This window comes from Paracoccus sp. S3-43 (assembly GCF_029027965.1).
In the GTDB taxonomy this organism is placed as follows: Bacteria; Pseudomonadota; Alphaproteobacteria; order Rhodobacterales; family Rhodobacteraceae; genus Paracoccus.
Genome location: NZ_CP119082.1, coordinates 1,014,578 through 1,037,700 on the forward strand (window position 1 = coordinate 1,014,578; position 23,123 = coordinate 1,037,700).

Genomic DNA, 23,123 nt, shown 5'->3' on the forward strand with positions numbered 1-23,123 from the left:
TCTCCTGTCTGGGGCGTCAGCCCCGCTGATGGCGCTGCGACGGGTGCCAGAACGTCACCTTCTTTTCGATCAGCGCGACGATGCCATAGAACAGCGATCCCGCGATCGCCGCCACAAGGATTTCCGCCCAGACCAGCGGCAGATCCAGCCGCCCCACGGCGGTCGAGATGCGAAATCCCATGCCCCGCGTCGGGCTGCCGAAGAATTCCGCGACGATGGCGCCGATCAGGGCCAGGGTGGTGGTGATCTTCAGCCCGTTGAACAGGAACGGCATGGCGGCGGGCAGGCGCAGCTTCCACAGGCGGGCGGCATAGGGCGCGGCCCAGGTCGCCATCAGGTCGCGCTGCATGGGGTCTGTCGCGGCAAGGCCTGCCACCATGTTGACCAGGATCGGGAAGAACACCATGACCACCACGACGGCGGCCTTGGACTGCCAGTCGAAGCCGAACCACATCACCAGGATCGGGGCGATCCCGACGATGGGCAGGGCGGCCACGAAATTGCCGATGGGCAGCAGCCCGCGTTGCAAAAACGGGCTGCGGTCGATGGCGATGGCGGTCAGCACGGCGGCGGCGGCCCCGATCAGCCAGCCGGTCAGCGCGCCTTTCAGGATGGTCTGCACGAAATCGGTCCAGAGGATCGCGGTGTTCTGCGCGAAACTGGCGCCGATCCGGCTGGGCGCGGGCAGGATCACCGGCGGGATCGCGTAGATCCGCACCGCCATCTCCCACAGGACCAGCACCGTGGCGCCGAAGATCAGCGCCACCGCCAGCCGCATCGCGCGGGTGTCGAAGCGGGCCAGCCAGGTGTTGACCGCCATGGCCCCCAGCCAGACGGCGATGATCGGCAGCGCGGTCATCGCGCCAGCCCCATGCGGCGCAGGGTCAGCCGTTCGGCCGCGCCGATCAGCGCGACAAGCGCCGCGGCCAGGATCGCGGCGGCGAACAGCGCCGACCAGATCTGCACCGTCTGCCCGTAATAGCTGCCCGACAGCAGCCGCGCGCCCAGGCCCGCCGTGGCGCCCGCCGGAAGCTCGCCCACGATGGTGCCGACCAGGGCGGCGGCGATGGCGACCTTGAGGCTGGCGAACAGATAGGGCAGCGAGCTTGGTAGCCGCAGCCGCCAGAACACCTGCGCGGCGCCGGCGCTCCAACTGCGCATCAGGTCAAGCTGCATCCCGTCGGGCGTGCGCAGGCCCTTGACCATGCCGACCAGCACCGGAAAGAAGGACAGCCAGGCCGCGATGATCGCCTTGGGCAGCAGGCCCGTCACGCCCGCGCTGGCAAAGACCACGATCACCATCGGCGCGATGGCCAGGATCGGCACCGTCTGGCTGGCGACGGCCCAGGGCATCACCGACTGGTCCATGGCGCGGTTGTGGACGATCCCCACCGCCAGCCCGATCCCCGCCGCTGTGCCGATGGCAATCCCCGCCAGCGTGGCAGACAGCGTGACCCAGCCATGCCAGACCAGGCTGCGCTTCGAGGTGATCTTCTGGCCGGCGACGCCCTCCCACAACCCGGCGGCGACCTGATGCGGGGCGGGCAGGACCGGGCGTTCCAGCGTCAGCGTCTGGCTGACCAACTGGCCGGTGGTCAGCACAGTCTCGGCCCGCGCCGCCTGATCGCGGACCCAAGGGGCATTCATCCAGATCGCCGCCAGATACCAGAGGGCGACGATCGCCAGAAGCACGGTCAGGACCGGCAAAAGGCGACTAGTCATAGCCGTGCCCTTCGCGCAGCCCTTCGCGGACCTCATGCGCCAGGGCGATGAAGTCCGGCGTGTCGCGGATCTCCAGCGGGCGGTGGCGGGGCAGGGGGCTGTCGATGACCCGCGTGATCCGGCCGGGGCGGGGCGACATGACGACGATCCGGGTGGACAGATAGACCGCCTCGGGGATCGAATGGGTGACGAAACCGATGGTCTTGCCGGTCTTCTTCCACAGATCCAGCAGCGCCTCGTTCAGGCGGTCGCGGACGATTTCGTCAAGCGCGCCGAAGGGTTCATCCATCAGCAGGATATCGGCGTCGAAGGCCAGGGCGCGGGCGATACTGGCGCGCTGCTGCATCCCGCCCGAGAGCTGCCAGGGATATCTGCCGCCGAAGCCGGTCAGGTCCACCAGATCCAGCACCCGCTGGGTCCGCTGCTGCCGGTCGGCGCGGTGGAAGCCCATGATCTCCAGCGGCAGGCTGATGTTCCCGGCAATCGTCCGCCAAGGATACAACCCCGGCGCCTGGAAGACATAGCCATAGGCCCGCCTGCGCCGCGCCTGATCGGGCGTCATGCCCGCCACATGCAGCGTCCCGGCGGTGGGTGTCTCAAGCGCGGCGATGGCGCGCAGAAAGGTGGTCTTGCCGCAGCCTGACGGCCCGATGAAGCTGACGAAATCGCCTTGCTGGATCGTCAGGCTGACATCCTTCAGCGCATGGACGGGGCCGTCGGCGGTCTGGAAGGTCAGGGAAACGTCGCGGGCCTCGATGGCGGTCAAGTCACACCCCGCTTGCCGGAATGCCCGACCGTTCCACCGGGCGCGGGGCGGTCAGTTCCTTCCAGGCCGACAAGGCGCGGTTCACCGTGCCGCGCGGCTCTCGGGCGACGAACTCGCCATGGCCCTCGCGGGAATCCAGCTTGCCGCCGTCGACCGCGACCACCCCCCGCGTCAGGACATAGCGCGGCAGGCCCTTCACCTGCTGCCCCTCGAAGACATTGTAATCAATCGCCGATTGCTGGCTGCCTGCCGAGATGGTCTTCTCGGCCTCGGGATCCCAGACCACCAGATCGGCATCGCTGCCCACCAGCACCGCGCCCTTCCGGGGATACATCCCCAGGATCTTGGCGATGTTGGTCGAGGTGACGGCCACGAATTCATTGGGCGTCAGCCGCCCGGTCTGCACCCCATGCGTCCACAGCATCGGCATTCGATCCTCCAAGCCCCCGGTGCCGTTGGGAATCCTGGTGAAATCGCCCACCCCATACCGCTTCTGGTCCGTCGTGAAGGCGCAGTGATCGGTCGCCACCACCGACAGCGACCCCGATTGCAGCCCGGCCCACAGGCTGTCCTGATGCAGCCTGTTGCGGAAGGGCGGCGACATGACGCGGCGGGCGGCATGGTCCCAGTCGGCGTTGAAATACTCGCTCTCGTCCAGCGTCAGGTGCTGGATCAGCGGCTCTCCCCAGACCCGCTTGCCCTGCGCCCGCGCGCGGCGGATCGCCTCGTGGCTGTCCTCGCAGGACACATGCACCACATAAAGCGGCACCCCCGCCATGTCCGCCACCATGATGGCGCGGTTGGTGGCCTCGCCCTCGACCTGCGGGGGGCGGGAATAGGCATGGGCCTCGGGGCCGGTATTGCCTTCGGCCAGCAACCGCGCCGACAGTTCGGCCACCACATCGCCGTTCTCGGCATGGACCATTGCGATCCCGCCCAGATCGCCCACCCGGCGGAAGCTGGCGAACAGCTCGTCGTCGTTCACCATCAGCGCGCCCTTGTAGGCCATGAAATGCTTGAAGCTGGTGATGCCGCGATCCACCACCGCCGCCATCTCGTCGAAGACCTGCCGATCCCACCAGGTCACGGCCATGTGGAAGCTGTAGTCGCAATGCGCCCGGCCCGACTTGTTGTCCCACATCGTGAGCGCGTCCAGCAGCCCCTGGCCGGGCGAGGGCAGGGCGAAATCGACCACCATCGTCGTCCCGCCCGCCAGAGCCGCGCGCGTACCGCTGTCGAAATCGTCGGCGGAATAGGTGCCCATGAAGGGCATCTCCAGATGCGTATGCGGGTCGATCCCGCCCGGCATGACATAGCAGCCCGAGGCGTCCAGCACGCGATCTCCGGTCAGCCCCTGGCCGATGGCCGCGATCCGCCCGCCCTCGACCAGCACATCCGCCTTGCAGGTCAGATCGGCCGTCACGACGGTTCCGCCCCGAATAACCGTGCTCATCGCCTTGTCCCTATCTTCTTCACGAAAATATCCCGCGGGGGTCCGGGGGCGCGAAGCCCCCGGCTTCGATCTCAGCGCATGACCTCTGCCGCATCCAGCACCGCGTGCAGCAGCACATCCGCGCCTGCCTCGGCCCATTCCGGGCTGATCTCCTCGGCCTCGTTGTGCGACAACCCGTCCACGCAGGGGCACATGATCATCACCGTCGGCGCCACCCGATTGATCCAGCAGGCGTCATGCCCGGCGCCCGACACGATGTCGCGATGGCTGTATCCCAGCCGCTCCGCCGCCGCCCGCACCACCCTGACCAGACCCGGATCGAATTCCACAGGATCGAAATGCCCGACCGGCTCGATCTCGATCCCCAGGCCCAGATGGCGGGCGATATCAGCGGCCTCGGCCTCGATCCTCGACCGCATCGAGGTCAGTTTGCCCAGGTCGGGCGAGCGGATGTCGATGGTGAAGACCGCGCGGCCGGGGATCACGTTGCGGCTGTTCGGCCAGACATTGGCCTGGCCCACCGCGCCCACGGTGTCGGGCTGGTGGTCCATGGCGATGCGATGCACGGCCTCGATGATGCGCGCCATGCCCAGGCCCGCGTCCACCCGCATGGACATGGGCGTCGATCCGGTATGCGCGTCCTTGCCGGTCAGCGTGACCTGCAACCACCACAGCCCCTGGCCATGGGTGACGACGCCGATCTGCTTGCCTTCGGCCTCCAGGATCGGGCCTTGCTCGATATGGTATTCGAACATGGCGTGGATCCTGCGGTTGCCCGGCGCCTCGTCGCCCCGCCAGCCGATGCGGGCCAGCTCATCCCCGAACCGCTTGCCCTCGGCATCCTCTCGGCTGTTGGCGTAATCCTCGGTCAGCACGCCCGCAAAGACGCCGGATGCCAGCATGGCGGGGGCGAAGCGGGTGCCTTCCTCGTTCGTCCAGTTCACGACGACGATGGGACGGCGGGTCACGATGCCCATGTCGCGGATCGAGCGGATCACCTCCAGCCCCGACAGCACGCCCAGCACGCCGTCATATTTGCCGCCCGTCGGCTGGGTATCCAGATGGCTGCCGATATAGACCGGGTCCAGATCCGGCTCGGCCCCCTCGTGGCGCATGAACATGCTGCCCATCCGGTCCAAGCCCATGGTCATGCCCGCCTCCTCGGACCAGCGGCGGAACAGGGCGCGGCCCTCGGCATCGGCATCGGTCAGGGTCTGGCGGTTGTTGCCGCCCGCGACGCCCGGCCCGATCCGGGCCATCTGCATCAGGCTGTCCCACAAGCGTTGGCCATCGACCTTCATGTTGGCAGCCGGAACCAGCCCGCTGGCGTCGGTCATCGTTCGTCCTTCCTGTCTGGCCGCCCCGTTCTGTCGCGGGACCGGCTTGATGGGGCGTGGGCGGCGATGCGCCCCTTCGGCCCTTCCTTTGTTGACCAGATGGTCAGGATCACGCTAGCACGGGGCAGGGTTCAGTCAAGCGTCCCGAAAGGTGCCGCCCCGGCTGTTGCCCAAAAATGCATCAGCGGCGAAAGGCCCCGGAATGGCAGACCAGTTGCAGCCGCCCGTGACCCGCATCCAGCAGAAGAACCGCGACCGGATCCTGAAGGGCGCCTTGTCGGTGTTCTCGACCAGCGGCTTTCGCGGCGCCACCATCGACCAGATCGCCGAGGCTGCGGGCCTGTCCAAGCCCAATGTCCTTTATTACTTCGCGTCCAAGGACGACATCCACAAGACCCTGCTGACAACGCTTCTGGACATGTGGCTGGCCCCCATGATCCGCATCGACCCCAATGGCGAACCGCTGGAGGAGGTGATGGCCTATGTCCGCGCCAAGCTGGAGATGTCGCGCCGTTTTCCCTGCGAAAGCCGCCTGTTTGCCTATGAAATCCTGCAAGGCGCCCCCCACCTGACCGAGATCCTGGGCGGCGGCTTGCGCGACATCGTGGACCGGGCGGCGGGGATCCTGCAAGGCTGGATGGATCAAGGACGGCTTTCGCCGGTCGATCCGCATCACCTGATCTTCTCGATCTGGGCGCTGACACAGCATTACGCGGATTTCGACGTGCAGGTGCGCGCCGTGCTGGGCCCCGGCCACGATCCCTTCGTCGAGGCCGGGCCCTTCCTGGACAACCTCTACCGCACCATGTTGCGCCTCTAGCCCGGAGCCTGGGTCAGCATCGCGGCGGCGGGCTGGATCAGCGCCAGGTTTTCGCGCGCGGCGGCGATGAAGTCGTCGACCGCGCCGCTGGCCCAGTCCTTAGTGGCGGCGTTGGTGGCGGCGACGATGGCGGCCGCCAGGATCTCGATCTGCGCGGGATTCGTCTTGGGGCAGCGGCGGTGCAGAAGGTCGCGCATCTGCACGCGCCGCGACAGGATGGTGGAGTTGCGCAGCGCATCCAGCTTGGGATCGGTCGTCGCCAGGACCAGGATATGCGCCAGCAATTCCCGTTCGTCCAGAAAACGCTCCAGATGGGCGGTGATCAGGCGGTCCAGATCCTCGATCAGGGTGCCGCGCCCGGTCACGAACTGCTCGGACGCCTCGGCCGGATAGTCGGGGGGCGGGCCCATCATGGCCGCCTCTTTATAGGGGTAATAGTTGAAGAAGGTCCGGGTGCTGATCCCGGCTTCCTTGGCGATCGCCTCGGTCGTGACATGCGAAAGCCCGTCCCGCATCGCCAACTGGATCGCTGTCGCCTGGATCTTCTTGGCCGTTCTGTAGCGACGCGTCATATGCGGCATCATGCGACTTCCAGTTGCGCTTATTGTCATGAAATGGTGTCAGAACAGCGTCACTGCCGTCAAGGCGCGTGCCGTCCGGCCTCCTGGCACGACAAAAGCGCCGCGCGCAAGGGGCGAGCGGCGCTGCAAGAGCGGATAGGGCAAAGGCGCGTCAGGCGCCCCAGTTGCGGACCGGGCCGCAGTCCATGTGGACGAAGTTCGAACGGGAATACTTGCCGACGCCGCCGGCGCGGCAGGACAGCGCGGCATTGTACATCTGCCCGACCGAGCGCGATTTCAGCCGCAGGTCGGCAGCCTTGCCCACCATGTGCAGCGAATTGCGCGCCACGCCCGAGGAAGACCGGCGCAGCATCGCGTTGGTTCGCGGCGAGCGGTATCCCGACAGCATCATGTAGGGTTCGTTGGTTTGCAGCAGCCGGTGCGAGGCCGCAGCTACATCGACGGTGCGCGGGTCGATGCCGATCACTTCGCCCGTGCGCCAGTCGCGCATGAAGATGTTGATCTCGTTCAGCGCCTCGCGGATGTATTTTCCGTCGACCCAATAGACGGTGTCGAGGCTTTCGCCCGTGCGGCCTGAATACATGCGGACGCGGCGCATGTCGCCCGCGCCCCGCAGCAACCCGAAGGCGTTGCCCATCACCGGTGCCGCCGCCACGGTTGTAGCCGCGAACACACCCAGAATGCCGCGACGTGAAAGAAGGTCGAATGTCATGTCAGATCGCCTGTCCCGCTTCGTCTTTTTTCCGCCACATGTCCTGCGACGCCGCCAAGGTTATCCCCGGTTGACTAACAATATGTCAAAAGCCCGTGCGCTCAGAAACAGATTCCTGTCTTCTGCGGCATGTTTTCAGGAGATTGGGCGAATTCCTGCCGATATGCGGGGACTGTGGCGAGGCGGTCGCGGCCCTGTGGCAAGGCTGCAACCATCGTCCGATACCACCCCCGGCGGCCCTTCAATTGCTGGCGAAACCCCGGCCGAAATGCCAGAATCCCTGGCAAGAGGGCAAAGGGATGTCGATGCGCGGCTGGGCGGTTATTGCGGCTACTCTGTTGATCTGCACGGGACAATCTGCGGTTGCACAACCACAGGCGGGGCTGGCGCCCGCCGTGGGTGTTGCCGTTGCACCACGTCTTGATTTCAGTGCGCGTGACATGGAACTGGCCCAGGCTGCGGCGGCGGTGCCGGAACTGGCGTCCTTTTACGGATCGCACGGGTTGCGGCCGATCTTTCTGGGCGAACGGGCGGGCGAATTGCGCGCCGCCCTGGTCCAGGCGACCGCGACGGCGCCGCTGCACGGCATTCCGGCAGGCCGCTACGGCGCCGATTCGCTGGCCGCCGATGCCGCAGATGTGAGGGCCGAGATCGCCCAGGCGCGGATCCTGGTCCGCTATATGCGCGACATGACCGGCGGCATGATCCGCCCCGCCTCGGTCGATCCCCTGATCAAGCGAGAGGTCAGGCGTCCCCCCATCGACCGGCTGATCCGCGATTTCACCCAGTCCCCCGATCCGGCCCGGTTCCTGCTGGACTTGCAGCCCCGCCATCCGGCCTATCTGGCGCTGCAACGCGCCCTGGGGGCCGACCAGGGTCTGGCCGTGCCCGCCCATCTGCCGCGCGCGCCTCAGGGTCTGTGGCGGCCAGGGATGCGCGATCCGGGAATCGCTGCCCTGCGCGCCCGGCTTCAGTCCATCGGCTTCGGCGCGACCGCGACCGATCCCCAGCTCTATGACGCCGCCCTGGCCGATTCGGTCGCGCGGTATCAGGCGGCGGCGGGCCTGCCGCCGGACGGCGTGGCGGGACCGAAGACCATCGGCCATCTGAACGGCGACGTGCCGCAGGACGCCCGCAGCCGCGCCGTCGTCGTCGCCCTGGAGCGGATGCGCTGGATGGGATCCGAGGATCTGGACGCCCGCCATGTCTGGGTGAACATCCCCGAATATACCGCCCGCATCGTGGAAAACGGGGCCGAGATGTTCCGCACCCGCGTCGTCGTGGGCAGCGCCGACCACGACCGGCAGACGCCCGAATTCTCGGACGAGATCGAATATGTCGTGGTCAATCCCCGCTGGAACGTGCCCCGGTCGATCACGGTCAAGGAATACCTGCCGAAATTGCAGGCCAACCGGAATGCCGTGTCGCATCTGGACGTGGTGGACGGCAACGGCAATGTGATCGCCCGCGACCGGATCGACTTTGGCCGCTATACGGCGGCGAATTTCCCCTATCGGATGCGGCAGAAGGCCAGCGACGACAATGCCTTGGGGCTGGTCAAGTTCATCTTTCCGAACCCTTGGAACATCTATCTGCACGACACGCCGACCAAGCACCTGTTCCAGAACGCGGCCCGCGCCTATTCCCATGGCTGCATCCGCATCGGCGATCCGTTCGACCTAGCCTATGCGCTGCTGTCCCGGCAGACCGACGATCCGCAGGCGATGTTTCACCGATCGCTGGATCGCGGCAAGGAGGCCTGGTTGAAGCTGACGCCGCCCGTTCCCGTGCATCTGGTCTATTTCACCGCCTTCCCCGATCAGGACGGCACCATCCGCCGGTTCGAGGATGTCTATGGCCGCGATGCCCCGCTGTGGGACGCGATCCAGAAGGCCGGGCTGGATTCATAGGGCCGAAAAGTCTAAGCCCCTTTCCGACAAGGGGGCGAACATGGCAATCACCATCGGGCAACTGGCGCAGGCACTGGACGCAAAGGGCTGGGGCGACCTGGATCTGCCGGTGACGGGCGCGGCGGAACCGCAGGCTACGGGTCCGGTCGGGCCCGAGGGCGGCGTGATCGCCATGGCGATGTCGCCGAAATATGCGGCCTTCCTGCAACCCGGCAGCATCGCCATCCTGGCCGAGGGGATGGACCCCGAGGCCCTGGGCCTCAGGGCCGCGATCTTCGCGCCGCGCCCGCGCCTGCTGATGGCGGGGCTGACGCGGGCCTTCGATCCCGGTCCCGACATCGCCCCCGGCATCCATCCCACCGCGCTGATCGACCCGACCGCGCAGGTGGGTGTCGGCGCGGCCATCGGCCCCTTTGCGGTGATCGGTCCCGCCGTGCGGATCGGGTCGGGCGCGCGGATCGGGCCGCATGTGTCGATCGGTCGCGGAACGCGTCTGGGCGATGACGCGCTGATCCACGCGGGCGTGCGCATCGCCCATGGCGTGACGGCGGGCCACCGGCTGATGGTGCAGTCGAACGCCGTGATCGGCGGCGACGGCTTTTCCTTCGTCACCCCCGAGGAATCGGGGATCGAGGAGATCCGCCGCACCCTGGGCTCGCGCCAGGGGATCAAGGAACAGCACTGGACGCGGATCCACTCGCTGGGCGGGGTCGAGATCGGCGACGATGTTGAAATCGGCGCCAACGCGACCATCGACCGGGGCACGATCCGTGCGACCCGCGTCGGCAACGGCACCAAGATCGACAATCTGGTGATGCTGGGCCACAACGTCACGGTGGGAGACGACTGCCTGCTGTGTTCGCAGGTGGGCATCGCCGGATCGGCGCGGATCGGCAACCGCGTGGTGCTGGCCGGAAAGGTCGGCGTCAACGACAATATCGAGGTGGGCGACGACGTGATCGCGGGCGGGGCCAGCAAGATCTTCACCCGCGTTCCGGCCGGCCGGGTGGTGCTGGGCAACCCGGCGGTCAAGATGGAGACCCAGATGGACATCCAGAAGGCCGTCCGCCGCCTGCCGCGATTCGCCGAACAGTTGGCGCGGCTTCAGGAAACCGTTACACGATTGTTGGAAAAGGGCTGAGCAGGAGGCTTCATGACCGACCGGATCCAAGACCGCATCAAGGCCATCATCGCCGAACAGGCCATGCTGGAACCCGACCAGATCACCGACGAATCGACCCCCCAGGATCTGGGCATCGACAGCCTGGGGCTGGTGGAATCGATCTTCGCGATCGAGGAGGAATTCGACATCTCGATCCCCTTCAACGCCAACGAACCGGACAAGTCGGATTTCGACATCTCGACCATGGGCACGATCATCGCCGCCGTCGAACGGCTGGTGGCGCAGAAGGCCGCATGAGTCCGAAGAAGAGGGGCAAGAGAGCCACCGAGCGGCCGGACGGGCTGCGGCGGGTCGTCATCACCGGGGCGGGCACGATCAACGCGCTTGGCCATGACGTGACGACGACCCTGGCCGCGTTCCGGGACGGGCGCAGCGGCATCGGCCAGCTGGATTTCCGGGACGTGGACCGGCTGTCGATCCAGATCGGCGCGCAGGTCCATCCCTGGCGGGCCGAGGATTACTTCAATCGCCAGCAGATCCTGCTCTATGACAAGTTCACCCAGTTCGCCCTGCTGGCCGCCAAGCAGGCGGTGGCGCAGGCGGGGCTGGATTTCCAGGGCGCGCTCGGCCTGCGGTCCGGGGTGGTGCTGGGCACGGCGGGCGGCGGGCTGAACACCTGGGACGAGAATTACCGCACCGTCTATGAGGAGGGGAAGAACCGCGTCCATCCCTTCGTGGTGCCCAAGCTGATGAACAACGCCGCCGCCAGCCATGTCAGCATGGAATACGGGTTGCGCGGCCCGGCCTTTACCGTGGCCACGGCCTGCGCCAGTTCCAACCACGCGATGGGCCTGGCCTTCCAGATGGTGCGGTCGGGCGCGGCGCAGGTGATGCTGACCGGCGGGTCCGAGGCGATGCTGTGCTTTGGCGGCGTCAAGGCATGGGAGGGGCTGCGCGTCATGTCCAAGGACGCCTGCCGTCCCTTCAGCGCCAACCGCAACGGCATGGTCCAGGGCGAGGGCGCGGGCGTCTTCGTCTTCGAGGATTACGACAACGCCCGTGCGCGCGGCGCCGACATCCTGGCCGAGGTGGTGGGCTTCGCCATGTCGTCCGACGCGCAGGACATCGTCATGCCCTCGGCCCAGGGGGCGGAACGCGCGATCACCGGCGCCTTGCAGGACGCGGGCCTCAACCCCGAGGACGTGGGCTATATCAACGCCCACGGCACCGGGACGGCGGCCAATGACAAGACCGAATGCGCCGCCGTGGCCCATGCCTTCGGCCATCACGCCGACCGGCTGATGATGTCCTCCACCAAGGCGATGCACGGCCATATCATCGGCGGCACGGGGGCGGTGGAGCTGCTGGCCTGCATCATGGCGCTGCGCGACGGCGTGATCGCGCCGACCATCGGCTATCAGGAAGCCGATCCCGAATGCGCCCTGGACGTGGTTCCGAACGAGGCGCGGCAGGCCCGCGTCGATGCGGTCCTGTCGAACGCCTTCGCCTTTGGCGGGCTGAACGCGGTGATCGCGCTACGCCGGGTCTAGGTCGAGAACCGGCGATCTCGGGCAGGTTGGCAATGGACCTCGTGATGGTCCATGCCTGCGATTTCACATAAGCTCTTGAAGAAGAGAAAACGGCGCGCTCAGAACGGGATTTCGTCGTCGTAATCGCTGCGGCTGCCGCCGCCCTGGTTGCCGCCGCCCGAGGACGAGCCGCCCCGGTCGTAATCGTCATAACCGCCGCTGTCGCGACCACCACCGCCGCCGCCACCGCCGCCGCCGGATCCGCCCCGGCCTTCCAGCATCGTCAGTTCGCTGCGATAGGGGCGCAGGGCGACCTCGGTCGTATAGCGGTCGGCGCCGGACTGATCCTGCCATTTCCGGGTCTCAAGCTGACCCTCGACATAGATCTTGCTGCCCTTTTTCAGATATTGCTCGGCCACGCGGACCAGGGGTTCCGAGTGGATGACGACGGAATGCCATTCGGTCCGCTCCTTGCGTTCGCCGGTATTGCGGTCCTTCCACGTCTCGGACGTGGCGATGCGCAGGTTCGCGATCTTGCCGCCGTTCTGAAAGGTGCGGATTTCGGGATCGGCGCCCAGATTGCCGATCAGGATGACCTTGTTGACGCTGCCTGCCATGACGTTTTCCTGCAAAGATGGTCTTGCGACGGGTCTAGCGCAGCCCCCGCCGCGATGCAAATGCGCGCTTTGCCGCCGCGCGGCGCCTGGCCGAAAAGCGATGCTGGCGATGCGGTCCGATTTCTGTATAGTCCCTGCAAAACCCAGAACAACGAGGGACGGGACATGACATTCATCCCTACCATCAAGGCGGGCATCAAGGCGGGCATCAAGGCGGGTCTGTGCGCGATGCTGATCGCCGGCCTGACCCTGCCCGCCGGGGCCGAGGGGCTGCGCCTGTCGGGCAGTTCGTCGAAATCGCGCGCAGAACAGTTCGCCCGCCAGACCCGGCTGATGGATTCGCGGCTGGCCGGGCAATACCAGCAATCGGCGCGGCTCCAGCCGCGCGGCGGCGCCTCCAGCTCGGTCGAGATCGCGCTTTCGGCGAACATTCCCGCCTATCGCGGCAAGCGCAGCGACTTCATCCCCCATGCCCGCGCGGCCGCCCGCCGCTATGGCATCCCCGAGGATCTGTTCCTGCGCCTGGTCCAGCAGGAATCGGGCTGGAACCCAGGCGCCCGGTCCCACAAGGGCGCCACCGGCCTTGCGCAGCTGATGCCCGGAACGGCGGCCAAGCTGGGCGTCAACCCGCATGATCCGGTGCAGAACCTGCATGGCGGCGCGCGTTATCTGCGGATGATGTACAACCAGTTCGGCAACTGGAACCTGGCGCTTGCGGCCTATAACGCCGGTCCGGGCGCGGTCCAGAAATACAACGGCATCCCGCCCTATCGCGAAACCCGCAACTATGTGCGAATCATCGCGGGCGGCTGATCCAGCCCCCTGATCCGGGCGGCGGCGGCGGCAGCCGCCGGATCGGACGTGGGCGCTATTAACCAAACTTAAAGACAGGTTTTTATCTCCGCCGATCTCGCGGAAAACTCCGGACGATTACCGGCCGGTTGTATTTTTGTCGGGTGCATCGGCTTTACGTGTCAATAGTGCGGGGTTTTCGTGTTGTCCGGGTTAGAATCGCCCTTGTGTTCTGTTGCCGCCAGCCCCCGCCTGACCTGGGCGCTGTGCGTCGCCACCCTCAACCGCATCGATATGCTGGAACTGTGCGTGACCTGCGCCCTGGCCCAGACGCGCCCGCCGTCCGAGATCGTGATCGTGGATGCCAGCGACGATTGGCAATCGCATCGCGACCGGATCGCCGCGATCGTCGCCGGGCGGGTGCCGCTGATCTATCGTCCCGCGACGGAACGATCCTCGGCCGTTCAGCGCAACAGCGCGATCACCGAATGCAGCGCGGACATCTGCACGTTTGTCGACGACGACAGCTTCATGCACGACGACTGCATGGAAACCATCCTGCGCGTCTACGAACGCGACACGGATCATGAGATCGTCGCCATCTCGGCCGGCAACGGCCCGTCGCCCTTGGAGATCGGCGGCGTCACCAGCAAGCCGGTCGCGAATTTGTCTTCGTATGCGGCGATGATCAAGAAGTCGCGCCTGGGCCAGTTTCTGTGGCGGGAACTGTTCCTGATGGGGCGGGCGGTGACGTTCATCCCCTATGCCGGGCCGTTCGGTTCGCCGATCCCGGAATGGGCAAGCTCGTTTAGGCCCGAAGTCGTGGCGACGATACACATTGGCGCCGGCCGCATGACCGTTCGTCGCAACGCGCTGATGCGGGAAATGTTCGAGCCTGCCTTCCGCAGCTATTGTCCGGGCGAGGATTTCGACCTGTCCTATCGCCTCAGCCGCATCGGCATGATCTGCGCTGTGCCCTCGGCGCGGATTTATCACCACGAGGTTGCGGCCAGCCGGATCCGGCGCGAACAGGAACTGGTGCTGTCCATCTGCAACGCTGCCTTTTTGGTGCGCAAGCACAGCCCTGATCTTGATCGAGACCGTCGCCGTTGGGCAGTATTGATGGCCCGCAGACGGGTGGCCGAATTTCTGAAGGATGGCTTGATGCGGCGATGGCGTCTGCCCCAACTGCGCGCCGCGCGGCGGGCGGCGGCGATCAGCCGGCAGATCCTGGCCTTTCCCGATGATGCAGGACTTGAAGACTGGTACATCTCGGTGCAGCAGAATATTTTGAAACGCCCTTAACGGTCGGTTCCCTCACACTTCCTCGATCCGCAATTCGACCGGCTCGCCCGCCAGGACGCCGGTGCGGGGCAGGGTCTCGATGGCAAAGTCGATCGCCTCGGGCGTGGTCTTGTGGGTCACCACCAGCACCGGCACGCTGTCGGGGCTGTGCTGGCCGTATTGCCGCATCCGGTCGATCGAGATCCCGGCATCGCCCAGGACCGTCGCCACCTTGGCCAGGGCGCCCGGCTTGTCCTGCAATTCCAGGCGGATGTAATAGGCCGCCGGAACGGCGGTGCGGGCGGGCTGGGCGGCCTTCAGGGTCGTGGCGGGTTGGCCGAAGACCGGCATCCGCACGCCGCGCGCGATTTCCACCACGTCGGACAGGACCGCGCTGGCGGTCGGGCCTTCGCCCGCCCCCGCGCCGCGCAGCACAAGCTGGCCCACGCTGTCGCCTTCGACCACCACCATGTTGGTGCCGCCCATCAGCTGCCCCAGCGGGCTGTCGGCGGGGACCAGGCAGGGCGACATGCGCTGTTCCAGGCCGCGCGGCGTCATCTGCGCCACGCCCAGCAGCTTGATCCGGTATCCCATGTCGGCGGCGCGGCGGATGTCGTCGATGCTGACGCGCTCGATCCCCTCGATCTCGACCGCGTCGAAATTCACCCGCGTGCCGAAGGCGATCGAGGACAGAATCGCCAGCTTGTGGCCCGCGTCGATGCCGCCCACGTCCAGCGTCGGGTCGGCTTCCAGATATCCCAGCTGCCGCGCTTCCTCGAACACCGCGTCATAGGGCAGGCCCGCGCTTCCCATCCGCGTCAGGATATAGTTGCAGGTGCCGTTCATCACGCCCATCACGCGGCGGATCTCGTTGCCGGCCAGCGATTCCGTCATCGCCTTGATGACCGGGATGCCGCCCGCCACCGCGGCCTCGAACCGCAGGGTGCGGCCCAGGCTTTCGGCCAGTTCCGCAAGCGCCTGCCCGTGGACCGCCAGCAGCGCCTTGTTCGCGGTGACGACATCCTTGCCCGACCGCAAGGCCGCCTCGATGCTGTCCTTGGCGATGCCGCTGTCGCCGCCCACCAGTTCGACGAAGACATCCACGTCATCCGCCGTCGCCACCACCATCGCATTGTCCTCCCAGCGATAGGATGACAGGTCGGCGTCGCGGTTCTTGCGCTTGTCGCGCGCGCAGATGGCGGTGATCGCGACGGTGCGGCCGGTGCGGCGCGCCAGCAGATCGGCGTGTTTCTGGACGATCTTGACGACACCGATCCCGACGGTGCCAAGCCCGGCGATGCCAAGTCTGAGGGGATCGGGGCGAAGGGGGGACGACATGAAGGCCTCTTGTCTGCGACTGCCTGCTGTTAGCGCGGGCCGCGCCGTCATGCAACGCGCGAGTCAGCCGCCTTCTTCATGCCCCGCCCATTCCCCGTCGATGCCCGTTCCGCGCATGATCGACACCACCCGCCGCGCGGTCCGCAGCGTCTCGGCATGGATGGCGTGCACGGCGGCGGGGTCCATCTCGTCGGGATAGCGTTCGCCGCGCGTGTTGATGAAGGTCGGGTGCCAATGGCCGGGCTGGCGTCCGGGACGCCAGGATGCGTGGCACAGCAGGTTTCGGTTCAGGCGGACGGCGCGCAGATCCTCGGCCAGTCCCTCGCGGCCCCGGACCTCGGCCTGCCGCATCGAGGCCGCGAAGCTGTCGATCAGGGTGCCCAGGGTATCGTCGGCGATCTCCTCCATTCGCCGCAGCCAGCGCTGCAATGCCTTGTCGTCCGCCTCCTCGCCCAGTTGCTTGCGGGACAGGGAAAAGATCGCCCGCTTCAGCGCCTCCTCGAGAAAGCCGAAGCCCGCCACGGCATGGCCGATGGCCGCTGCCATCTCGTCGGACAGGCGGTCGGGGGCGCGGGGCAGGGCCATGGCTATTCGCGCCACAGATCCCTGACCCAGGTCGCGGGCAGCAGGTAATGGCGCAGGTGCTTGGGCAGGCTTTCCCGGCGCTGACCGGAAAAGGCCCGGCGCAGGTGATCCATCGGCGTGCGATGCACGTCATCGTCGTGCCAGCGGCCCGCGATGGCGTCGGGCGGATTCAGGTGGCCCGCGAAGATCACGATCCGGCTGTTCCTGGGCACCTGCGGTTCGCGCAGATAGTTCATCGGAAAGGACGGGACCGAATGCATCCTGAAATGCGCCAGCCATCCGCGCGGCCAGAACCGGACACCGCCCGGCGCGTTGCGGGTGACGAAGCGCTGCTCGTATTTGTACGTGTCCGCCACCCCCTGCGGATCGGCGCGAAAGATGTCCTGCAACGGCGCCAGCTTGCCCACCCGCATCCGATAGACCGAGGTCTGGCCAAGCCGTTCGAAGGGCGTGTTCGGATTGCGCCCCAGGATGGTGTCGTCGGCATCGCCGAAGGTGAAGAACGGATCCAGATTGCCGGTGATGATCACGTCCAGATCCAGAAACAGCACGACGCCCGTCACATCGCCCAGATCGCCCCACAGCCGGGACTTGGGCCACTTGCCGCGCGTGTTGACGGGGGCTTCATAGTCGAATTCCGGCAGCGGCCGGACGGCGATGTCGGGATGCAGCCCCGCCCCGTCATCGGTAAAGCAGAACAGCCGGAAGGGCGGCGTGATGTTGCGCGCGATCATGGCGAGCAGCCGGTTGGCGTATTCCGGCCCGTATTTCGTGCCCCATTTGATGCAGATGATCTGCTTGATCTCTGGCGCGTCCATCCACGGCCCTCCTGTTCGGGCGCACCGTTTCACAGCGGCAGAACCAAGGCAACGTCCTTTGCCTTGACGGAAACATCCTCGGGGTGAGCCGCGCCCGGAAAAAGGTCCACCGGACCTTTTTCAGCGGCGAACGCCTGCCGCCATGCGGCAGGCAGGGGGGAGAAGCGCCCCGGCGAGGGACGTCCATCACGCCGCGCGGTTTTCCCGGATCAGCTTCAGGATATCGGCCGCCGCCGCGGGGATGTTGGTGCCCGGCCCGAAGATCGCCTTGACGCCCGCCTTGCGCAGGTAATCGTAATCCTGCTGGGGGATCACGCCGCCGCAGATGACCAGGATATCCTCGGCCCCCTGCGCCTTCAGCGCCTCGATCAGCTTGGGCGCCAAGGTCTTGTGGCCCGCCGCCTGCGAACTGATCCCCACCACATGCACGTCGTTGTCCACCGCGTCCTGGGCGGCTTCCTCGGGGGTCTGGAACAGCGGTCCCACATCCACGTCGAAGCCGATATCGGCGAAGGCCGTGGCGATCACCTTGGCGCCCCGGTCATGGCCGTCCTGGCCCATCTTGACGACCAGCATCCGGGGGCGGCGGCCTTCCTTCTCGGCGAAGGATTCGATGTCGCGCTGGATGGCGGCGAAACCCTCGTCGCCCTCATAGGCGGCTCCATAGACACCTGCCAAAGTCGTCACCTCCGCCCTGTGCCGCCCGAATGTGGCTTCCATCGCCAGGCTGATTTCGCCGACGCTGGCGCGGGCGCGGGCGCATTCGACCGCCGCCTCCAGCAGGTTTCCGCCCTCGACGGTGCGGCGGCCCAGTTCCAGCAGCGCCGCGTCGCAGGCCGCCTGGTCGCGGGTGGCCCGGATCCGCTCCAGCCGGGCGATCTGGCTGTCGCGGACCTTCATGTTGTCGATGTCCAGGATGTCGATCGGATCCTCGCGGTCCTTGCGATACTTGTTAACGCCGACGATCACCTCTTCGCCCCGGTCGATCTGGGCCTGGCGGCGGGCGGCGGTTTCCTCGATCCGCAGCTTGGGCATCCCGGTGGCGACCGCCTTGGTCATGCCGCCCATCGCCTCGACCTCCTCGATCAGCGCCCAGGCCTTGTCGGCCAGTTCCGCCGTCAGGCTTTCGATGTAATACGACCCCGCCAGCGGATCGACGACATGGGTGATGCCGGTTTCCTCTTGCAGGATCAGCTGGGTGTTGCGCGCGATGCGGGCCGAAAACTCGGTCGGCAGGGCGATGGCCTCGTCCAGGGCATTGGTGTGCAGCGACTGGGTGCCGCCAAGCGCCGCGCTCATCGCCTCATAGGCGGTGCGGATCACGTTGTTATAGGGATCCTGTTCCTGCAAGGACACGCCCGAGGTCTGGCAATGGGTGCGCAGCATCAGGCTGCTGTCCTTCTTCGGGTTGAAATCCGACATGATCCGGTGCCACAGCAGGCGGGCGGCGCGCAGCTTGGCGATCTCCATGAAGAAGTTCATGCCGATGGCGAAGAAGAAGGACAGCCGTCCCGCGAACTGGTCCACATCCATCCCCGCCGACAGCGCGGCGCGGACATATTCGCGCCCGTCGGCCAGCGTATAGGCCAGTTCCTGCACCAGGTTCGCGCCCGCTTCCTGCATGTGATAGCCGGAAATCGAGATCGAGTTGAACTTGGGCATCTCGTTCGAGGTGTATTCGATGATGTCCGCGATGATCCGCATCGAGGGCTCGGGCGGATAGATATAGGTGTTGCGGACCATGAACTCCTTGAGGATGTCGTTCTGGATCGTGCCCGACAGCACCGAACGCGGATGGCCCTGCTCCTCTCCGGTGACGATGAAATTCGCCAGGATCGGGATCACCGCGCCGTTCATCGTCATCGAGACCGAGACCTTGTCCAGCGGGATGCCGTCGAACAGGATCTTCATGTCCTCGACCGAATCGATGGCGACGCCCGCCTTGCCCACGTCGCCCACCACGCGCGGGTGGTCGCTGTCATAGCCCCGGTGCGTGGCCAGGTCGAAGGCCACCGAGACGCCCTGCTGACCGGCGGCAAGCGCCTTGCGATAGAAGGCGTTCGATTCCTCGGCCGTGGAAAAGCCCGCATATTGGCGGATGGTCCAGGGGCGGCCCGCATACATCGTGGCGCGTGGCCCGCGCGTGAAGGGGGCGATGCCGGGCAGGGAACCCAGATGGTCCAGCCCCTCCAGATCGGCCTGGGTATAGAGCGGCTTGACCGGGATGCCTTCCAGCGTGTTCCAGGTCAGGCTTTCGGGATCGGCGCCCTTCAGTTCCTTCGCCGCCAGCTTCCGCCAGTCGTCCAGCGTGGGTTTCGTCATGATCCATCCTTTCGCACGGCGCGGCCTGCCCTATATTCAGGACAGGAAGGGGTGCCGATGAAGTTGAAATTGCTGATATTCGCGATCCTGGCCGCAGCCATGGGCCCGGCCAGGGAAGCGCCCCCGCCACAGGTCGAGGCCCAGCCCGCAAGCCCCCAGGAAGCGCCGGTCGCGACGGCGCCGCCCGCGCGCCCCGTGGTGCGCATCCTGTCGGCCGCCGAGACGGATCCGGCGGACTTCCTGTGGAACGCGCGTCCGGTGGTGGTCTTTGCCGACACGCCCGACGATCCCGCCTTCCGCCAGCAGATGGGCGCCCTGGAAGGCCGCAGCGAGGCGTTGGTCGAACGCGACGTGGTGGTGATCGCCGACAGCGACCCGCAGGCCGACAGCGCCTGGCGGCGGCAACTGCATCCGCGCGGCTTTTCGCTGGTCATCATCGACAAGGACGGGCAGGTGAAGCAGCGCCGCCCCTTGCCCTGGGACGTGCGCGAGATCAGCCGCGCCATCGACAGGCTGCCCCTGCGCCGGCAGGAAATCGGCCGGGCCGGGCTGTTGCCGTAAGGATTGAAATACCGGCGCGCACCGCCTATATTCAGCCCGAAGGACAAGGAGGTTCGACATGAGCACGACATCCTACAACCCGCGCCCCATCACTGGCCGAACCGGCCCGATGCCGGGTTATTCCCGGCGCTGAGCCGCGTCTTTTCAGCCTGAATCCACGTCGTGACGCCCGCTTTGGTTTCCGCAAGGCGGGCTTTTTCGCGCGAATCGCTCAGCCGCGCGACGGCCTCGCTGCCGCCGGTCAGATGGGCCAGCAGGAAGGCCATCGCCTCTTCGCCCAGGTCGATCGCCTCGATCTTCATCTCGATATAGTGGCGATACATCCGCGCGGCGCGCTGCGCGCCGATCCGGTTCAGCCGCAGGGCGCGCAGGTCGGCGATCATCGCGCCGATGGTGGCAAGCTGGTTGTAATACTGCACCACCGGATCGACCACGCGGAAGGGCAGGACGTGGATGTCCTCGACGATGGCGCTGAACAGGCGGTCGTTATGTTCGGTCGGGATCACCGGAAAGAAGCCGTCGCCCTTCAGGATCAGCGCCTCGATCTCGGCGCCGTAACGGGGCAGGTTCTGGCCCTTCAGCGTCGCGACATGCACGCGGATTTCGGCGTAAAGCGCGCCCTGCACGTCGCGGACCCGTTCGGCGCGCGCGGCACGATCCCGCGCCGCGCTGAGCAGATGCGTCACCACCCAGCCGCCCGCCACCACCGCGCCGCCGATCATGGCGGCGACGACGCGGGCGTCGGAGAGGGTGGCGGCGAAGCTCATTCGAATTCCAGGATCACGTCATCGACCTTGAGGCTCTGGCCCGGTTCGGCATTGACCGACTTCACCACCGACTTGCGTTCGGCGCGCAGGATGTTTTCCATCTTCATCGCCTCGACCGTGGCCAGGGCCTGGCCTTCCTGAACCTCGTCGCCTACGGCCACGGTGATCTTCACCACCAGGCCCGGCATCGGACACAGCAGGAACTTCGACGTATCCGGCGGCAGCTTTTCGGGCATCAGCCGGGCCAGTTCGGCGGTGCGGGGGCGGCGGACCTGCACCTTCAGGTCGGCGCCGCGCGTGCGCAGGCGGAATCCGGCGGGGATCTTGTCGACCTTCAGCACCAGCGGGCGGCCGTCGACCAGCAGCCGGGCCAGGGTCTGGCCGGGTTTCCAGTCGCTTTCGACGCGCAGGTCGCGGCCGTTCACGACGACCGTCGCCCCGTCGCGGTCGGCGCGGATGCGTACCGGCACCTCGCGGTCGCCGATGAAGACCACCCAGTTTTCGCCGACGCGGCGTTCGTGGTTGTCCAGCCGCCCGCTGATCCGGGTGCGGCGGATCTCGGCCACGCGGTGCATGGCGGATGCCGCCGCCGCGACGCGGGCCAGGTCGTCCTCGGGCAGGGAGGCCCCCTGGAAGCCCTCGGGATATTCCTCGGCGATGAAGGCGGTGGTGATGTCGCCCGAGACGAATTTCGGATGATCCATCACCGCCGACAGGAAGGGCAGGTTGTGGCCGATGCCCTCGACCTCGAATTCGTCGAGCGCCACGCGCATCCCTTCGATGGCCTCGGCCCGCGTCGGCGCCCAGGTGCACAGCTTGGCGATCATCGGGTCATAGAACATGCTGATCTCGCCGCCTTCGTAGACGCCGGTATCGTTGCGCACGCCGGTCGGGGCGATGGCGGGCGTGTCGCCGGGATGGGCGGGCACCCAGCGGTCGGTCTGCTGCATCGGCCCGGCCGCCTTTTCGACCGGCGGGCGATAGCGGCTCAGCCGCCCGATCGAGGGCAGGAAGTTGCGATAGGGATCCTCGGCGTAAAGGCGGCTTTCCATCGCCCAGCCGTTGATGGTCAGGTCGGACTGCGCGAAGGGCAGGGGCTCGCCCGCGGCGACGCGGATCATCTGTTCCACCAGGTCGATTCCGGTGATCAGTTCGGTGACCGGATGTTCCACCTGAAGCCGGGTGTTCATCTCCAGGAAATAGAAATTCTTCTGTCCGTCGACGATGAATTCCACCGTCCCCGCGCTTGTGTAGCCCACCGCCTTCGCCAGGGCGACGGCCTGTTCGCCCATCGCCCGGCGGGTTTCGGGGTCGAGGAAGGGCGAGGGCGCCTCTTCGATGACCTTCTGGTTGCGCCGCTGGATCGAGCATTCGCGTTCGTGCAGATAGACCGCGTTGCCGTGCTTGTCGGCCAGCACCTGGATTTCGATGTGGCGCGGCTGGGTCACGAATTTCTCGATGAAGATGCGGTCGTCGCCGAAGCTGCTGGCCGCCTCGTTCTTCGAGGACTGGAAGCCCTCGCGCGCCTCCTCGGCGTTCCAGGCGATCCGCATCCCCTTGCCGCCGCCGCCCGCCGAGGCCTTGATCATCACCGGATAGCCGATCTGGTCGCTGATCTTCACCGCCTCATCGGCATCGGCGATCAGGCCCATATAGCCCGGCACGGTGCTGACGCCCGCTTCCTGCGCGATCTTCTTCGAGGTGATCTTGTCGCCCATCGCCTCGATCGCGGGGGAGGGCGGGCCGACGAAGATGACGCCTTCCTTCTCAAGCGCCTCGGCGAATTTCATGTTCTCGGACAGGAAGCCGTAGCCGGGATGGACGGCCTCGGCGCCGGTCCGGCGGATGGCCTCCATGATCCTGTCGATCACGATATAGGACTGGTTGGCGGGGGGCGGGCCGATAGGGACGGCCTCGTCTGCCATCTTGACGTGCAGGGCGGCGCGGTCGGCGTCGGAATAGACGGCGACGGTGGCGATGCCCATCTTGCGGGCGGTCTTGATGACGCGGCAGGCGATCTCGCCCCGATTGGCGATCAGGATTTTCTTGAACATGGGCCCCCCCGGCCAGACATGAAAAAGCCGCC

General features: G+C 66.6%; 22 protein-coding genes. 8 read left to right on the forward strand and 14 right to left on the reverse strand.

Going from position 1 to position 23,123, the window contains the following annotated elements; all coding sequences use genetic code 11:
- Positions 1 to 16: 16 nt before the first annotated feature.
- The 5 genes from PXD02_RS05235 to PXD02_RS05255 all read right to left on the reverse strand — a co-directional run bounded on the left by PXD02_RS05235 (position 17) and on the right by PXD02_RS05255 (position 5,278).
- A complete protein-coding gene (locus PXD02_RS05235; RefSeq protein ID WP_473092070.1) occupies positions 17 to 820 on the reverse strand; it encodes an ABC transporter permease in 804 nt (267 codons plus the stop codon).
- A 35-nt stretch (positions 821 to 855) separates the two neighbouring features.
- Positions 856 to 1,722, reverse strand: a complete 867-nt coding sequence (locus tag PXD02_RS05240) for an ABC transporter permease (RefSeq protein WP_275105859.1) — start codon at positions 1,720 to 1,722, stop codon at positions 856 to 858.
- The gene (locus PXD02_RS05245; protein ID WP_275105860.1) at positions 1,715 to 2,488 is read right to left on the reverse strand and encodes an ABC transporter ATP-binding protein; all 774 of its coding nucleotides are present in this window, start codon (positions 2,486 to 2,488) and stop codon (positions 1,715 to 1,717) included. The genes PXD02_RS05240 and PXD02_RS05245 overlap by 8 nt, the downstream gene beginning before the upstream one ends.
- A gap of 1 nt (position 2,489) precedes the next feature.
- Positions 2,490 to 3,941 carry a dihydropyrimidinase gene (gene hydA, locus PXD02_RS05250; RefSeq protein ID WP_275105861.1) on the reverse strand — a complete coding sequence of 484 codons (1,452 nt, stop codon included), beginning with the start codon at positions 3,939 to 3,941 and terminating at the stop codon, positions 2,490 to 2,492.
- Between the two features lie 71 nt (positions 3,942 to 4,012).
- On the reverse strand, positions 4,013 to 5,278 hold the full coding sequence (locus tag PXD02_RS05255; RefSeq protein ID WP_275105862.1) for a Zn-dependent hydrolase: 1,266 nt from the start codon (positions 5,276 to 5,278) through the stop codon (positions 4,013 to 4,015).
- A gap of 202 nt (positions 5,279 to 5,480) precedes the next feature.
- Between PXD02_RS05255 and PXD02_RS05260 the strand changes: the two genes are divergently transcribed.
- Positions 5,481 to 6,098: a TetR family transcriptional regulator C-terminal domain-containing protein gene (locus tag PXD02_RS05260; RefSeq protein ID WP_275105863.1), complete on the forward strand. Its 618-nt coding sequence runs from the start codon at positions 5,481 to 5,483 to the stop codon at positions 6,096 to 6,098.
- Here the strand turns inward: PXD02_RS05260 and PXD02_RS05265 are convergent.
- On the reverse strand, positions 6,095 to 6,670 hold the full coding sequence (locus PXD02_RS05265; RefSeq protein WP_275105864.1) for a TetR/AcrR family transcriptional regulator: 576 nt from the start codon (positions 6,668 to 6,670) through the stop codon (positions 6,095 to 6,097). The two genes, PXD02_RS05260 and PXD02_RS05265, sit on opposite strands and share 4 nt — an antisense overlap.
- A gap of 160 nt (positions 6,671 to 6,830) precedes the next feature.
- On the reverse strand, positions 6,831 to 7,391 hold the full coding sequence (gene mepK / locus PXD02_RS05270) for a peptidoglycan L,D-endopeptidase MepK (RefSeq protein ID WP_275105865.1): 561 nt from the start codon (positions 7,389 to 7,391) through the stop codon (positions 6,831 to 6,833).
- Positions 7,392 to 7,831: 440 nt separating this feature from the next.
- Here mepK and PXD02_RS05275 point away from each other — a divergent pair, with 440 nt between their 5' ends.
- From PXD02_RS05275 to PXD02_RS05290, 4 genes are read left to right on the forward strand one after another with little or no spacing between them, the layout of a single operon-like run.
- Positions 7,832 to 9,301, forward strand: a complete 1,470-nt coding sequence (locus PXD02_RS05275) for a L,D-transpeptidase family protein (RefSeq protein WP_275105866.1) — start codon at positions 7,832 to 7,834, stop codon at positions 9,299 to 9,301.
- A 40-nt stretch (positions 9,302 to 9,341) separates the two neighbouring features.
- Positions 9,342 to 10,442 (forward strand): UDP-3-O-(3-hydroxymyristoyl)glucosamine N-acyltransferase, encoded by a 1,101-nt coding sequence (gene lpxD, locus PXD02_RS05280; protein ID WP_275105867.1) that lies wholly within the window; start codon positions 9,342 to 9,344, stop codon positions 10,440 to 10,442.
- Between the two features lie 12 nt (positions 10,443 to 10,454).
- Entirely contained in the window at positions 10,455 to 10,721 is a 267-nt protein-coding gene (locus tag PXD02_RS05285; RefSeq protein ID WP_126155292.1) for an acyl carrier protein, read from the forward strand.
- 44 nt (positions 10,722 to 10,765) lie between these two features.
- On the forward strand, positions 10,766 to 11,974 hold the full coding sequence (locus tag PXD02_RS05290) for a beta-ketoacyl-[acyl-carrier-protein] synthase family protein (protein WP_275106361.1): 1,209 nt from the start codon (positions 10,766 to 10,768) through the stop codon (positions 11,972 to 11,974).
- 98 nt (positions 11,975 to 12,072) lie between these two features.
- On the opposite strand, the gene ssb is transcribed toward PXD02_RS05290, so the two are convergent.
- A complete protein-coding gene (gene ssb, locus PXD02_RS05295) occupies positions 12,073 to 12,570 on the reverse strand; it encodes a single-stranded DNA-binding protein (RefSeq protein WP_275105868.1) in 498 nt (165 codons plus the stop codon).
- 165 nt (positions 12,571 to 12,735) lie between these two features.
- Between ssb and PXD02_RS05300 the strand changes: the two genes are divergently transcribed.
- Both PXD02_RS05300 and PXD02_RS05305 read left to right on the forward strand, forming a co-directional pair.
- Complete coding sequence (locus PXD02_RS05300; protein ID WP_473092057.1) at positions 12,736 to 13,383, forward strand: lytic transglycosylase domain-containing protein; 648 nt, start codon at positions 12,736 to 12,738, stop codon at positions 13,381 to 13,383.
- Positions 13,384 to 13,587: 204 nt separating this feature from the next.
- On the forward strand, positions 13,588 to 14,667 hold the full coding sequence (locus PXD02_RS05305) for a glycosyltransferase family 2 protein (RefSeq protein ID WP_275105869.1): 1,080 nt from the start codon (positions 13,588 to 13,590) through the stop codon (positions 14,665 to 14,667).
- A gap of 12 nt (positions 14,668 to 14,679) precedes the next feature.
- Here the strand turns inward: PXD02_RS05305 and PXD02_RS05310 are convergent, their stop codons facing one another.
- The 4 genes from PXD02_RS05310 to scpA form a co-directional block, all read right to left on the reverse strand.
- Positions 14,680 to 15,984, reverse strand: a complete 1,305-nt coding sequence (locus PXD02_RS05310; RefSeq protein ID WP_275105870.1) for a homoserine dehydrogenase — start codon at positions 15,982 to 15,984, stop codon at positions 14,680 to 14,682.
- A gap of 63 nt (positions 15,985 to 16,047) precedes the next feature.
- Positions 16,048 to 16,569, reverse strand: coding sequence for a hypothetical protein (locus PXD02_RS05315; protein WP_275105871.1), 522 nt, complete (start codon positions 16,567 to 16,569; stop codon positions 16,048 to 16,050).
- Positions 16,570 to 16,571: 2 nt separating this feature from the next.
- Positions 16,572 to 17,387, reverse strand: coding sequence for a glycosyl transferase (locus PXD02_RS05320; protein ID WP_275105872.1), 816 nt, complete (start codon positions 17,385 to 17,387; stop codon positions 16,572 to 16,574).
- Between the two features lie 186 nt (positions 17,388 to 17,573).
- Positions 17,574 to 19,709: a methylmalonyl-CoA mutase gene (scpA, locus tag PXD02_RS05325; RefSeq protein ID WP_275105873.1), complete on the reverse strand. Its 2,136-nt coding sequence runs from the start codon at positions 19,707 to 19,709 to the stop codon at positions 17,574 to 17,576.
- A 57-nt stretch (positions 19,710 to 19,766) separates the two neighbouring features.
- Here scpA and PXD02_RS05330 point away from each other — a divergent pair, with 57 nt between their 5' ends.
- A complete protein-coding gene (locus PXD02_RS05330) occupies positions 19,767 to 20,270 on the forward strand; it encodes a DUF4174 domain-containing protein (protein WP_275105874.1) in 504 nt (167 codons plus the stop codon).
- An 89-nt stretch (positions 20,271 to 20,359) separates the two neighbouring features.
- On the opposite strand, the gene PXD02_RS05335 is transcribed toward PXD02_RS05330, so the two are convergent.
- Positions 20,360 to 21,037: a hypothetical protein gene (locus PXD02_RS05335; RefSeq protein ID WP_275105875.1), complete on the reverse strand. Its 678-nt coding sequence runs from the start codon at positions 21,035 to 21,037 to the stop codon at positions 20,360 to 20,362.
- Entirely contained in the window at positions 21,034 to 23,091 is a 2,058-nt protein-coding gene (locus PXD02_RS05340) for an acetyl-CoA carboxylase biotin carboxylase subunit (RefSeq protein ID WP_275105876.1), read from the reverse strand. Before PXD02_RS05340 ends, PXD02_RS05335 begins: the two co-directional genes overlap by 4 nt.
- Positions 23,092 to 23,123: the final 32 nt, after the last annotated feature.